Source organism: Streptomyces sp. NPDC017676 (genome assembly GCF_044329325.1).
Taxonomy (GTDB): Bacteria; Actinomycetota; Actinomycetes; order Streptomycetales; family Streptomycetaceae; genus Streptomyces.
On record NZ_JBIRJA010000002.1, the window covers coordinates 666,597 to 678,629 of the forward strand.

Sequence of the window (12,033 nt, forward strand, 5' to 3'; positions counted from 1 at the left end):
CTCCCCGCCGGCCTGGACCCTAGATGCGGGCGAACTTCTCGGTCTGCTGGGCGAATTCCTGAGCCATGGCGGCGCTGACCGTGGGCCTGGTGTCGCGGATCGTGTCCAGGTAGTCATCGGTGGTGGGGGTGGTCCGGGTTCCGGTGTCGAACGTGCGCTCGAACTGGGCCTGGGAGACGGTGCGCGCCGCATGGGCGATGTCAGCGGGGGTGAACCCCTCGCTGGCGGACGCGAGTACCGCGCTGTCGGCCTGCGCCCCCGCTCGGGCCAGGTAGCTCTCCCACAGTGCGGTCCTGGCGGTGTGATCGGGAGGGCCGATCGGGAGGACGTAGTCGAAGCGGCCGTGGCGCAGGAACGCGGAGTCGAGCGTCGTGACGTTGTTCGTGGCGCAGACGAGCAGCCGCCCGTCCTGGCTACGGAACCGGACGATCGCTTTGAGCAGTTCGTTGACGACGCCGACAGCGGTCGCGTCCGCGCCGCCGCGTTCGCCGGCGATCTCCTCGACCTCGTCGATGAAGACGAGGACGTGGTCGAGCCGGGCGATCTCGTCGAAGCGCCGGTTGAGCCCGGTCGCCAGGCCGTACTCGGCGGCCAGACGGGCGGGGAACAGTTCGAGGAAGGGCCATCCCAGGCGGCCGGCGATCGCGTGCGCGAACGTGCTCTTGCCGGTCCCGGGCGGGCCGAACAGCATCACCGCCCGTGGCAGTTCCACTCCGTGCTGGGCGGCCAGTTCGGGATGGGCCAGCGGCAGGACCAGGCGCCGCTCGATGAGCCGCTTCTCCCGTTGCATGCCCGCGACTTTCTGCCACAGCCCCCCCGGTGGCAGCTCCGCTCCGAGCGAGGACAGCGTGCCGGCCGACTGCGGGGTCACCGGCCCGCGCTTCTCGAAGAAGACCAGCCCAGGGCGGGCGCCGAAGTCGCAGTTGCGCAGGGCGGTGGCACCGGTCTCGCCCTCGGGCAGGACGGCGTGCACCGCTCGGACGCCGGCGCCGAAGAGCCGTTGCTCAAGGGCGGTGACCAGGGCACTGCCCAGCCCGCGCTGCCGCCAGCCGGGCGCCATGCAGATGCGCAGAATCCATGCCCGTTCGCCCTCCACCCTGCTCACCGCGGCGCCGATCAGCACGTCGTCGGCCGTGGCCACCACAGCCGGGTGGCGGGCCTGGAGAGCCGTCACGGCGTCCGAGAGCGGGAAGAGCGGCGGCACCTCGGTCGTACTGCTCTCCATGTCGACACGGATCAGCGCTTCGAGATCGTCCTGGGTGTAGTCCCTGACCCGCCAACCCGTCATGATCAGCTCCGCGTGTTCGGCCGTACTCCCATCATCAGCCGATACCCGGAGGACGCGCGCGACTGGCATCGGCCGCGAGTCCGCTCTGGCGGCACGGATCGCCCGCTGGCACCACCGCGGTCAGGCGACTGACGCGACCGGTCTGTGCCGGATCGGCCGCGGAGGAAGGGCCGCTCTCGTACTTCCCTGGCTCGTCCGGTTCGAGCGGCCGGTCGGCAGCGGAGACGGCACGCCGCGTCTCGTCCGCGGCGATGAGAGCGCTTGCGGTCAGCGGCGGACCGTCGTGGTCGGACGCGGCCGCCATCAGGTGGGCCGCCGACTCCGCCCCGGTCTCGGGTGGGATGACCAGCAGATCCCAGCGGCCGGTTCCGTAGGAGAGCAGCAGCAGCTTGTGCGGGTCGATCTCCGGCGTGAACCAGCCGACCTTGACGACGTGACCGCCCACGGCAATCTCGTGCGGGATGACCGGCCAGTACTTCGGGTTGACGGCGATGCGGGTGATGCGGCCCCACAGGGGGTCCAGCACATCGGTCAGTACGGGCAGTTCGCTCGGCAGGTCCCGGGAGCGGGGCCACCAGGCACCGTCCAGGAGGCCGCGCGACGTGCCGTCGGTCTTCAGCGCGAGACGCGCGGCCAGGGCGGCGGCGGGCTCGTGGTGTGGTAGTGGTTCGTGCAAGGTCGCCGACATGGTGCGGACCCGTCTCCGGGCCGCCTTCGCGGCGACCCGGGTTTCATCTCTCGCCGAGAACGACCCGGCGTGGAAGCCGGTGTGCGAAATGCCCTCGGTGCTGTCAACCGTACTCCGCACCCGCCGGGGCGGTTGCGGAGGCGACGCCGCGTTCCGTGGAGCGGCTGTCGATCCCGGCGGGAGAAGGCCGAGGGCGCTGGGGCACGTCGCATGCCGGCCACCGGACCGGTCTCACGCACGACGGCTGGCGTGTCCTGGCCCAGCGCTCCTTGGCTGTGGGACGTGTTCCCCGTGTTCCGTCCAGCCCGCCGCTCCCCATCAGTCCGCCGGGCATCGGCGAGGAGTGTCGTGGTGATTACGACGCCGCGGACGCTCTGACCGCCGATGCTTGGTGGCCCGGTTCCCGCGACCTGAAGGCGGAGCTTCCGGCATTCAAGGGGCGCCGGCTGCGGCCCGAGCCGTCGCCCGTCAGACCTGACCCCGGTCACCAGTAATGGCGTCGACCCGCGACGGCGTGTCCCATCGCGCCGAGGATCCACAGGATGGCTCCGACGACCGCCAGGATGATTCCGATGGTCCACAGGATGGATATCCCGGTGAGGAAGCCGATGACGAGCAGGATGATGCCCAAGACGATCATGGTATCTCCTTTGGGGAGTAGGGCCGGTCACCTGCGGACTGCGAAAGACCGCAGGGGCGTTGGGCAGGGGAACGGTCGGTCTCTTCCTTTACTCCGCACGGTGGGGCTTGTGGCGGGCGACGTGCAGGCGGACTTCGGTGGGCATGTCAGGGAGGCCGGTGGACCGGCGTGCGGTGCGGAGCGGGCCTTCGCAGAGGGCACCGAGAGTGGCGCTGGGCGCGCCCTCGGGGGTGAGGGTGAGTCCGATGTGGGTGTGGTGGTGCGCAGGTCGGCCGGTGATGCGTACGGTCGCGTCGTCGACCCCCGGAAGGGCACCGGCTTCGGTCGCGATCGCGTCGGCGAGAGCGCGGTCGCGAAGTTCGACGCCCTCCTGCGGGGGTGTGCCGCCGACGGGCAGTGAGCCGGGGTGACGTCGGCTCAGCTGGGTGAACAGCCACCACAGGGCGAGCAGGGCGGCGAGGACCAGGGCGGCGATGACCGCGGGCCACCACCACCAGCCCTGGCTGCTCCAGCGGGCCCGGTCTGCGGAGCCGAGCAGGACGTCGGCCGGGGCGGTCAGGGGCCAGCCGGCGGGCGGGACCAGATCATGTCGCCGGTAGAGGTCGAGTCCGGCGAAGAGGATCAGCAGTCCGCCGCCGAGCAGGACCAGGCCTGCGAGGGCCAGCAGGCTGCGGTTGAGCGCGGATCGCGGCGTCATGGTGTGGGCTCCGGTGCTGCGGGTTTCGGTCAGTCGGTGCGTCGCCGCAGGCGTACGACGATGCGGGGAGGACGGGCGAGGGCCAGCCGGTCGCGCTCCTCGTCGAGGGCGGCGGTGAGGTCGTCCTTCACCCGCTGGGGATCGCGGAAGCGGACGTCCGCGCGCGCTTTGATGCGGTGGCGGCGCACCCGGATGTGCGCCGAGCCGACTCCGGGGACCCGCATCGCGGCGTCACGCAGCAGGTCGGCGGCCCCGTCACGGTCCAGGGAGGCCCGCAGCCGGGGGCAGCCGACGGGTGAGCGCAGGGGCAGCCAGTGCCGCAGGCCAGGGGTGAGGGCCAGGACGATCAGCCAGACGCCGACGGCGGCGGCCACGGCGGCTCCCGTGAGCATCCACACGTCGTCCACGGGGCGGGTGGCCAGTTCGTCGGCCAGATGCCGTCGCCAGGCCGCCGCCGGGCGTCCCACTCGTACGGCGATGACGTCGACCAGCGCCGCGACCGCCGCCACGAGGATCACCGAGGCGACCAGCGCGGCCGGGATACGGCGCGCGGACCACGGCCGGTGGGTTCGGTGCCCGCCCTCGCGCTCACCGGCCGTGCGATCAGGGCCGGACACGTCGCGTTCGGGTGGATCGGGCTCCTTCGTCAGCGGCACCGTGGCGCGGTGCGCGGACGGCGCCGAGCCGCGCGCGGGAGGACCGGGGTCGGGTGTCATCGCGCTCCTCCTTCCTGCTCGGCGTGCCCGGCGCCCCGTGGCGCGGGGCCGCTCACCGGACCCGCCCCCGGCTCGCTTCGGCGGTGGTCACCAGCCGCCGGACGGTGAGGGTGACCTCTCCCACCCGCAAGCCGGTCAGCTGGGCCACCCGTTCGGCGACGTCCTGCTGGATCCGCTCACAGACCTGGGGGATGTCGGTGGGGTAGGGCAGGTCCAGGGCCAGGTGCAGGCGCACCGATCCGGTACGGACGGCGGCGGAGGCGCTGGGTGCCGTCGGCCCGCCCCGGTCCGGCGGTACGGCTGCACGCCGCGACTGGGCCGTGCGGGCCGCCTGCGTGGCGATACGGGCGACCACCCTGTCCGGGATGACGGTGGCGCCCCGCTCGGCCGGGGGCGGCAGGCCGGCGGCCGGCGCCGGTGGGCCCGACGCCTCGCCGGCGGAACCGGGCCGGGCCTTCACCGCCGCCTCCGTGTCCGGAGGTCGAGGTCGCCCTGCAGGACGAGTCCGGTGATCAGGCCCGCCGTACCCAGGACCAGAACCAGCAAGAATGCCCAGAAGCCGCCGAAATAACCGGCGAAGCCCAGGGCCATGCCCGCCGCGAGGCCCGTCGTTGCTGCGTTCATCATGCACTCACCCGTCTCGCGCACGTACGTCATCGTGCGCGCGATCCACCGAGCCCGTAGCGGGCCCGGCGGTGGATCACCTCACGCGGCCCTCGTCCGGTGCGGCCTCTTCCTCCTCGTCGGGCAGGTGGACGTCGTCGACGGCGATGTTCACCTCGACGACCTCCAGGCCCGTCATCCGCTCCACGGCGCTGATGACATTGGTGCGGACAGCGCCGGCGACGTCGACGATGGGGACGCCGTACTCGACGACGACGTCCAGGTCGACAGCGGCCTGGCTCTCGCCGACCTCGACCTTCACTCCTCGCGTGACGCCTCCGCCCCCTCCACCGGGAACGCGTTCCCGCATGGCACCGAAGGCGCGGGCCATCCCCCCGCCCAGGCTGTAGATGCCCGGTACCTCGCGGGCGGCCATGCCCGCGATCTTGGCTACGACGCCGTCGGCGATGGTGGTCTTGCCCCGTGTCTCGGCCGGAGCTCCGGCTCCGGTACGGCCCTTCAGCGCGCTCACACCCGCATCGGGCCTGCCGCCCCCGCCGACGCTGGTGATGTTCTCCGTCATGGCGGTCGCCTCGATCGGTCGGTCGGTCGGACACCGGTGTGGCGCCCGTCGAAGGGTTGGACATGTCGGACGCCGCATTCCTCACGCGCGCGGCATGTGATGTGCGTCACAGGAGCCGGGGGGTACCTGGGTGGTCCGAAGCCTTGTGCGGGGGCGTCATGATCGAACACGCTGTCCCATCATCGCCGGAACGCGACCTGCTGGGTCGCGGCCTGCCGGACGCGCTGCTGGCCGTACAGGCGGCCGAGGGGGACGAGGACTCCTTCGCCGTCCTCGTCCGGCGGCACGGCTCGTCCCTCCTCGCCCTGGCCCGCTGCATGCTCGTCAATCCGCAGGATGCCGAGGAGGCCGTTCAGGACGCCTTCGTCAGCGCCTGGCGGCGACTGCCGGAATACCGCCACAGCGCGGAGTTCGGCACCTGGATGTACCGGATCACCGTCAACCGATGCCTCACCCTGTGCCGGCGCCGGCCGCCGCCCCTCTCGCTGGACGCCGTCGCCGAGCCCGCGGCGGGAGACGCCTGGAGCCAGCCCGCCCGGTTCGCCGAGCAGGACGCGGCCACTGCCGCCCTGTCCCGTGCGCTCGGCGAGCTGGACGCCGGGCAGCGGCTCTGCTGGATCCTTCGGGAGGTGCAGGGCCTGTCGTACAAGGAGATCGCCCACGTGACGCGGGCCACTGAGTCGACCGTGCGCGGCAGGCTGTTCAGGGCACGCCGATCCCTGCAGGAGGCGATGGGCCCATGGCGCTAGACGACCCGCACCCGGGGCCCTCAGACCCGCCCGAAACCGACGGGCCCCCGTTCGAGGGCGATGAGGTACTCCCTTGCGGCCGCCTGATCAGCCGGGTCTGGGAACAGGAGTGTGACGCGCTGCCGGCCACCGACCCGCACACCGTCTCCTGTCCTTACTGCCGGGAGGCAGCCGAGGCACTGGCCACGGTGAACGCGGCCACCCGCGTGCTGCGCGCCGAGGGCGCCCCCGGCCTGCACGCACTCGCCGACCGCGTCATGAACATCGTCCGGGCAGAGGTACGGCTCGGGCGGCTACTGCCTCTGGCGGATCCGGACCGGGACCTGCGGATCGCCGAGAGCGCCGCGGCGAAGGTCCTGCGGCGGGCCACGGACACGGTCCCCGGTGCCAGGGCGGCGAGCTGCCGTCTCGCACCCGAGGGGGAGAGCACCGACGTACGGGTGACCATGACCCTGGCCGCCGCTCTCGACCGTCCGCTGCCCGACCGGGTCCACCAGGTACGCGGAGCGGTCCTCCACTCGGCCGGACAGGACCTGGGTCTCGCCGTGTCGGCCGTCGACATCACCGTGGTCGACGTCCTGGAGCCGTGGCCGCCCCTCGGCCCGGGTCTCGCGACCGGTGGGGGCACGTGATGACCGCCACCGGCACCACCGCGCTCCTCTGCGTCGCGGCCGAGGCGGCCCTCGCGGTCCCTGGGGTGGCCGGCCTGCAACCCCGCCTCGCCCACCGCCTCGCGGCAGTCGCCGCGCCCACCCAAGCGGACACCATGCCCCGCCGAACGCCGCCCGAGGCCGGCATTCGCGCCGACCGGGCGCCGGACGGTTCGGGATGGCATATAGAGGTGCGCTGCGTCCTGACCGGGGGACGGCGGGCGCTGGACATCGCCCGGAACGTCCACGACCGGGTGGCTGCCGCCGTCATCGCCCACCTCGCCACCCACGGTGTAGCGGAGCCGGTCACCGTCTCGGTCACGGTGACCGGTGTCGCCGCCTGGCACGACGCGGCATGAGCAAAGGCGCGGGCACGGACCGCGCGAACCGTCGCTCCGCCGCCTCCTGCGCTGACTGCGGCGACGGGCGGCCGGCGCCTCGTGCTCCGTTCAGCCCGTAGCCGCAACGGTCCGTCGGCCCCAGACGGGGAGTACCCTGGTGATTACCGAGAGCATTCCGTACACCGGCTTCCACGCTGACGTCGTTCTCGGCGATTCACGACCACCGGGTCGGCCACGGTCGGCCCGGGGTTGGGCCCTTGGCATGACCGCGACTGTTCTGTTGACGCCCGCGGACGAGGACCGGACTCCTTGTTCGTCGCCCCTCCGACTCGTCCTGGCACCCCTCGGAACCGCTCCGGCACTGATCGACGGTGCCTGGTGGCCCCGTTCCCGCGACCTGACGGCGGAGCTTCCGGCACTCATCGCGGTCCTCGACCCACTGTGGGGCCGGATCACCCGGGTAACGGTGAATCCCACGTTCTGGCCCGTCATCCCCGAAAGGTGCCCGTTCATGGGCACGTGGTGCACGTCGGCTGGTTCGAGGCCGAACAAGACCCGCACAAGCTGCTCCTGCTCTCCTACACCGTCGGCCGCTGGGACCTGCTGGTCATACCGCCGGACACAGAACCGGCCACCGCGGCCCGGCTCATGGCCACGGCCACCGACCCGTCGCGGACCCTCACGGCGACCGGCCTGATCCATGAGGGCGAGCGCTTCCGGACCGTGGCGGAGGAAGCGGCCGACCGGGACTCGCTCCGGGAGGCGGTCTGGCACTCCGAAGGCGGACATGCCGCACGTACCCCTGCCGCAGAGGTCATCGAGCACGTGTCCACCCCGGTAGCAGGGATGTGAGAGGCAGGGAGATCACCACGGTGGGCATGCTGCGGATGCGGCTGCTCATCCGATTGCGGCGTATCCCCCGAGGTGACCAGCCGACCCTGCCCCTGGAACAGCCGACCGTGCGCCTGGAACAAGGGTTTCTCAACCGGCCGTTCGCCTCTCCGCACGCCAGTACGGCCGTGTACCGGGCGCAGGATGAGCCGCGTGTCCGGTCCTTCGCGCGCCAGGCCCGTCTTCTGATGAACCGAGGTGCAGAACGGCATTGCTGACCAGTCCGCTCAGCAGCAGGACCGCCGACTCCGCACTGTCCTCGGACACCGCCCATGCCCTCAGGACGGCCCGCGGCCGGCAGCAGGTGCCACGCACGTTCTCCGGGTGGCCGGCGAGCAGCATGCGAGCCTGCTGAGTGTTCCAGGGGCGGGGGGCCGTCGGCGGGCTTCCTGCCCGGTGCGGCGTCGGCCGCGTCAACGGATGCCGGTCACGAGCGAGAAGCCGACTCCGCGTCAGCCCCGTCCAGTCCAGATTGAGCGCCGGTTCGGACGAAATCACCCAGCTGTGGTCCGGCCATGCCGGTGTGCCGATCAGTGGGACGGTCGAGCAATGCCGTCCCGGACGGGGGTCTGACTCATGAGATCCATGACCGAAGCGTCCAGTCACGGGCTTGTCGACTGCCGTTGCCCCAGCACGTCACGCGCGGGAGAGGCGAACCACCATGACGACCAGACGGCGCAGTACCTCCTGCACCAGCACGGATCCACCTGTTCCCGGCGAGGTCGTCCTGGGCGTGGACACGCACGGCGAGGTGCACGTAGCCGCCGTGATCTCCCCGCTGGGAAGGTCCTGGGCACCGAGTCCTTTCCGGCGACGGCGGCCGGCTACCGCCGGCTGCTCGTCTGGGCCCGCAAGCGGGGTACGGTGCGCCGGGCCGGTGCGGAGGGCACAGGCACCTTCGGCGCGGGCCTGTCCCGCTACCTGCTGACGCAGCAGGTCGAGGTACATGAGGTGAACCGGCCCGACCGCTCGGCCCGCCGGCTGCTGGGGAAGTCGGACCCGCTCGATGCGCAGGCCGCCGCGCTGGCCGTGCTCAGCGGTCGGGCCCGGGCCAAGTCCGGCGACGGTCCGGTGCACAGCGCCCGGATGTTGAAACTCGGCCAGGACTCCGCGGTCAAGGCCCGTACCCAGGCGGTGAACCAGCTCAAAGCCGTCCTGGTCGTCGCCGATCCCGCACTGCGGGAACGACTGTCCAGACTGGGCAACCGCGAGTTGTTCCGCACCTGTGCACGCCTCGGGCCAGGCGACGGCGAGGACGGCGAGTGCACGGTGGCCCAGGCCACCCACATGGCCCTGAGAATGCTCGCCGAACGCATCGAACAGCTCACCGGGCAGATCGATGAGCTGAACCAACGCCTGACCCGGCTCGTCGAACGCCACGCCCCACAGCTGCTCGAACCGGTGGGCATCGGCCCGGACAGCGCCGTCACTCTCCTGATCACCATGGGAGACAACCCCGAGCGGCTGAACTCCGAGGCATCCTTTGCTGCCCTTTGCGGAGTCAGCCCCGTCGAGTATTCGTCGGGCCGGCGGAGCACGCGCCGGCTCAACCACGGCGGCGACCGCCGGGCGAACGCCGCCCTGCACCGCATCGTGTTCACCCGCCTGCGCCACGACCCGCGCACGCAGGCGTACTTCGAACGCCGCACCCAGGAGGGCAAGACCCGACGCGAGATCATCCGATGTCTCAAGCGATACGCAGCCCGCGAGGTCTTCAACCTGGTCAGACCGGTTTCCCGCACCCCCGCGTCATAGGGGCGTCGGTGATCCGGCGAGACCTCGCTGTCGTCCGTCCTGACAGGACTTTGAGCGGACGATGCGGTGGGCGCCTCATGCGGTCTCTGTTCCTGTGACGCTTCCGGGAGCCCCCTGCTTTGCGATTGCACTTGCAGGGAGGCCCACGCATTCCGTCAGTGCGTTGCCCGGGTCATCTGGAGCCCCCAGCCTTGCGGATCTTGTTCGGGGGAAACATGCGCCCAGGTTGAGAGTGGTGCCGACCCGCAGCCCCGCCTCGTTGGACGCACTTGCTGCGGACGGGGCCGGCGACAGCGCCGGCACGTCCGAGTGACGGCATGGCCGCTCCACCGTGACGCTCATGGAACGTTCATCGGTGGGAGTGAGGGTTTCCCGAGTCTTCCGAGCCCTGCGTTAGGGTGATGGGCGCCCATGGTGGGTAACGGGGGCACGCGGGAAGGGCGGGCGATCTGATGCACGCCGTATGCGGATCTCACGACGGCGAACCCGCGGCGGACCGTCATGTCGCGGTGGAGTATTCCACCGACGACGAGTGGGCCGCTCACCTTGTGCCCTTCGTCCGCGCGGGCTTCGACAGGGACGAGCAGGTGCAGTACTTCGCCGATGTCACCGACCCCCGCCTCGTGATGCGCACGCTCGCCGAGCGGGGCGTCGACGCCGACACCGCGGTCCGGCGCGGACAGCTCGTGGTGACCACCGCCGACGAGACCTACCTGGCCGGGGCCCGTTTCGACCCGGACGCCATGATCGGTCTGTGGGGCCGCGCCGTCGAGACCGCCCTCGGTCAGGGGTACGGCAACCTGCGGGTGATCGGCGAGATGTCCTGGGGCGCCCGGCACATAACCGGCGCGGAGCGCCTGCTGGAATACGAGCTGCGCATCCACCACGAGGTCTTCGAGCAGTTGCCGCTGACGGCCTGGTGCTTCTACGACCGCCGCCTGCTGGCACCCGAGGCCCTCGACGTGCTGACCGGCGCCCACCTGGCCCGGGCGGGCGCCGAGCCTCGCTCCCACGCCCGGCCCGGGCTCTCGGTCGTGCCTCTGGCCGGTCGGCCCGGCTTCCGTCTGTCCGGATCGGCGGGCTACGAGAGCCGCCGCGTGGCCGCCTCGGCGTCAGCCGCTCTCGCGGCCTCGCCGGCGCAGGACATCACCCTGGACCTGTCCTGCCTCGACCACCTCGACGTCGCCGCACTGGCCGACATCGCCCACGCCGCGCAGCGACGTCCCTCCGGGACACCGCTGCGGATCGTCGGGGCGCCGCCCGCGCTTCGCCGCATTCTGGAGCTTTTCCCCGATCTCGGGGCCGGCCTGCAGGAGGTCGGGCGGTGACGACGTACACCCCCACGTCGGCGGCGAGCCGGGTCGATCCGCTCTTCCACCACCCTGCCCTCTTCTACACCACGGAGAAGGATTACCTGCGAGGCGTGGGCGAGTTCGTCCGGGCGGAGGCGACCGGCGGACGCCCTGTTCTGGTCGCCGTTCCCGGTCCACGACTGCAGTTGCTCAGGGAAGTCGTCGGTGTCGAAGACGAGAACGTCACTTTCGTCGACATGCGGCAGGCCGGACGCAACCCCGGGCGCATCCTGTCATTGCTCCAGGAATTCGCGGACCGGCACCCGGACCGGCGTCCGTCCATCGTGGGCGAACCGATCTGGGTCGGGCGCACCGAGGCGGAGGTGCGGGAAGCGACCCGTCACGAGGCGCTGATCAACCTGGCGTTCGACGGCCGGCCCGTCACGATCCTGTGCCCCTACGACACCGCCCTGCCGGAGCGGGTGCTGGCGGAGGCGCATCGCACACACCCCGTCCTCGGAGACCCTGACGGCTACCGGAAAAGCCAGCGCTACGAGGACCCGCAGACGGTGTGCCGCGACTGCGACGAGCCTCTGGAGGAGCCGGCGGATCCACTCGTCCTGCACTTCACGGAGCGGGAGCTCGCCGATGTCCGTGACACCGCAGGGCACTGGGCACAGACGGCCGGCCTGTCCTCGCGTCGTCACACCGACTGGTTGCTGGCCGTCAACGAGGCCACCGGCAATTCGGTGCGGCACGGCGGAGGACAGGGCATTCTTCGGCTGTGGCGCACGGCCGACACCCTCATCGCCGAAGTGAGCGATCGTGGACGGCTCACCGACGCGCTCGTCGGCCGACGCTGTCCCGATCCGCTGTCCCCGGCCGGCGGCCGGGGCGTCTGGATGATGCACCAGCTGTGCGACCTGGTCGAGATGCGCACCCCGCCGTCGGGCCTGATCGTTCGTATGCACCTGGCGTTGGACTGATCGGTGGGCCGGCCGAAGCGCGTCGGCAGCGCCTGGCCGCAGCCGGGGCCGACGCTTGACGCCCGCTGTGGGTGTCCACGGGAGTAAAAACCGGGAGGAGTCCCCTCGTTGGCCTGACCACCGCCCGGTCACGGTCAGCTGGTCATCCCGTCGG

14 protein-coding genes and 1 pseudogene are annotated in these 12,033 nt (G+C 71.6%); 7 read left to right on the forward strand and 8 right to left on the reverse strand.

The window, feature by feature from the left end:
• Positions 1-19: 19 nt before the first annotated feature.
• From ACH4LD_RS07155 to ACH4LD_RS07190, 8 genes are all read right to left on the reverse strand, one after another.
• Complete coding sequence (locus ACH4LD_RS07155; RefSeq protein ID WP_398054164.1) at positions 20-1,288, reverse strand: ATP-binding protein; 1,269 nt, start codon at positions 1,286-1,288, stop codon at positions 20-22.
• Between the two features lie 34 nt (positions 1,289-1,322).
• Positions 1,323-1,976 carry a DUF5994 family protein gene (locus ACH4LD_RS07160; RefSeq protein WP_398054163.1) on the reverse strand — a complete coding sequence of 218 codons (654 nt, stop codon included), beginning with the start codon at positions 1,974-1,976 and terminating at the stop codon, positions 1,323-1,325.
• 484 nt (positions 1,977-2,460) lie between these two features.
• On the reverse strand, positions 2,461-2,616 hold the full coding sequence (locus tag ACH4LD_RS07165; protein ID WP_165951485.1) for a DUF6131 family protein: 156 nt from the start codon (positions 2,614-2,616) through the stop codon (positions 2,461-2,463).
• A gap of 88 nt (positions 2,617-2,704) precedes the next feature.
• On the reverse strand, positions 2,705-3,313 hold the full coding sequence (locus tag ACH4LD_RS07170) for an alkaline shock response membrane anchor protein AmaP (protein ID WP_398054162.1): 609 nt from the start codon (positions 3,311-3,313) through the stop codon (positions 2,705-2,707).
• A 29-nt stretch (positions 3,314-3,342) separates the two neighbouring features.
• Complete coding sequence (locus ACH4LD_RS07175; protein ID WP_165951484.1) at positions 3,343-4,029, reverse strand: DUF6286 domain-containing protein; 687 nt, start codon at positions 4,027-4,029, stop codon at positions 3,343-3,345.
• Positions 4,030-4,081: 52 nt separating this feature from the next.
• Positions 4,082-4,489, reverse strand: coding sequence for an Asp23/Gls24 family envelope stress response protein (locus ACH4LD_RS07180; RefSeq protein WP_132782969.1), 408 nt, complete (start codon positions 4,487-4,489; stop codon positions 4,082-4,084).
• Positions 4,486-4,677 carry a hypothetical protein gene (locus tag ACH4LD_RS07185; RefSeq protein WP_165951464.1) on the reverse strand — a complete coding sequence of 64 codons (192 nt, stop codon included), beginning with the start codon at positions 4,675-4,677 and terminating at the stop codon, positions 4,486-4,488. Before ACH4LD_RS07185 ends, ACH4LD_RS07180 begins: the two co-directional genes overlap by 4 nt.
• Positions 4,678-4,729: 52 nt before the next feature.
• Entirely contained in the window at positions 4,730-5,215 is a 486-nt protein-coding gene (locus ACH4LD_RS07190; protein ID WP_132782967.1) for an Asp23/Gls24 family envelope stress response protein, read from the reverse strand.
• 158 nt (positions 5,216-5,373) lie between these two features.
• Between ACH4LD_RS07190 and ACH4LD_RS07195 the strand changes: the two genes are divergently transcribed.
• From ACH4LD_RS07195 to ACH4LD_RS07225, 7 genes and pseudogenes are all read left to right on the forward strand, one after another.
• Complete coding sequence (locus ACH4LD_RS07195) at positions 5,374-5,964, forward strand: RNA polymerase sigma factor (RefSeq protein WP_398054160.1); 591 nt, start codon at positions 5,374-5,376, stop codon at positions 5,962-5,964.
• Positions 5,955-6,596, forward strand: coding sequence for a hypothetical protein (locus ACH4LD_RS07200; protein WP_398054158.1), 642 nt, complete (start codon positions 5,955-5,957; stop codon positions 6,594-6,596). The genes ACH4LD_RS07195 and ACH4LD_RS07200 overlap by 10 nt, the downstream gene beginning before the upstream one ends.
• On the forward strand, positions 6,596-6,973 hold the full coding sequence (locus ACH4LD_RS07205) for an Asp23/Gls24 family envelope stress response protein (RefSeq protein WP_132782965.1): 378 nt from the start codon (positions 6,596-6,598) through the stop codon (positions 6,971-6,973). The genes ACH4LD_RS07200 and ACH4LD_RS07205 overlap by 1 nt, the downstream gene beginning before the upstream one ends.
• Positions 6,974-7,217: 244 nt before the next feature.
• Positions 7,218-7,807: pseudogene (locus tag ACH4LD_RS07210) on the forward strand (DUF5994 family protein).
• A gap of 624 nt (positions 7,808-8,431) precedes the next feature.
• On the forward strand, positions 8,432-9,601 hold the full coding sequence (locus tag ACH4LD_RS07215) for an IS110 family transposase (RefSeq protein WP_398106161.1): 1,170 nt from the start codon (positions 8,432-8,434) through the stop codon (positions 9,599-9,601).
• Positions 9,602-10,110: 509 nt separating this feature from the next.
• Complete coding sequence (locus tag ACH4LD_RS07220; RefSeq protein ID WP_398054155.1) at positions 10,111-10,929, forward strand: MEDS domain-containing protein; 819 nt, start codon at positions 10,111-10,113, stop codon at positions 10,927-10,929.
• Entirely contained in the window at positions 10,926-11,879 is a 954-nt protein-coding gene (locus ACH4LD_RS07225; RefSeq protein ID WP_398054153.1) for an anti-sigma factor RsbA family regulatory protein, read from the forward strand. The genes ACH4LD_RS07220 and ACH4LD_RS07225 overlap by 4 nt, the downstream gene beginning before the upstream one ends.
• The last annotated feature ends 154 nt before the right edge of the window (positions 11,880-12,033 follow it).

What these genes read in the sequence shown, in the direction of transcription:
- ACH4LD_RS07155 (WP_398054164.1), bottom strand. Translation starts at nt 1,288, where the DNA reads ATGACGGGTTGGCGGGTCAGGGACTACACCCAGGACGATCTCGAAGCG.
- ACH4LD_RS07160 (WP_398054163.1), bottom strand. Translation starts at nt 1,976, where the DNA reads ATGTCGGCGACCTTGCACGAACCACTACCACACCACGAGCCCGCCGCC.
- ACH4LD_RS07165 (WP_165951485.1), bottom strand. Translation starts at nt 2,616, where the DNA reads ATGATCGTCTTGGGCATCATCCTGCTCGTCATCGGCTTCCTCACCGGG.
- ACH4LD_RS07170 (WP_398054162.1), bottom strand. Translation starts at nt 3,313, where the DNA reads ATGACGCCGCGATCCGCGCTCAACCGCAGCCTGCTGGCCCTCGCAGGC.
- ACH4LD_RS07175 (WP_165951484.1), bottom strand. Translation starts at nt 4,029, where the DNA reads ATGACACCCGACCCCGGTCCTCCCGCGCGCGGCTCGGCGCCGTCCGCG.
- ACH4LD_RS07190 (WP_132782967.1), bottom strand. Translation starts at nt 5,215, where the DNA reads ATGACGGAGAACATCACCAGCGTCGGCGGGGGCGGCAGGCCCGATGCG.
- ACH4LD_RS07195 (WP_398054160.1), top strand. Translation starts at nt 5,374, where the DNA reads ATGATCGAACACGCTGTCCCATCATCGCCGGAACGCGACCTGCTGGGT.
- ACH4LD_RS07200 (WP_398054158.1), top strand. Translation starts at nt 5,955, where the DNA reads ATGGCGCTAGACGACCCGCACCCGGGGCCCTCAGACCCGCCCGAAACC.
- ACH4LD_RS07205 (WP_132782965.1), top strand. Translation starts at nt 6,596, where the DNA reads ATGACCGCCACCGGCACCACCGCGCTCCTCTGCGTCGCGGCCGAGGCG.
- ACH4LD_RS07215 (WP_398106161.1), top strand. Translation starts at nt 8,432, where the DNA reads ATGACCGAAGCGTCCAGTCACGGGCTTGTCGACTGCCGTTGCCCCAGC.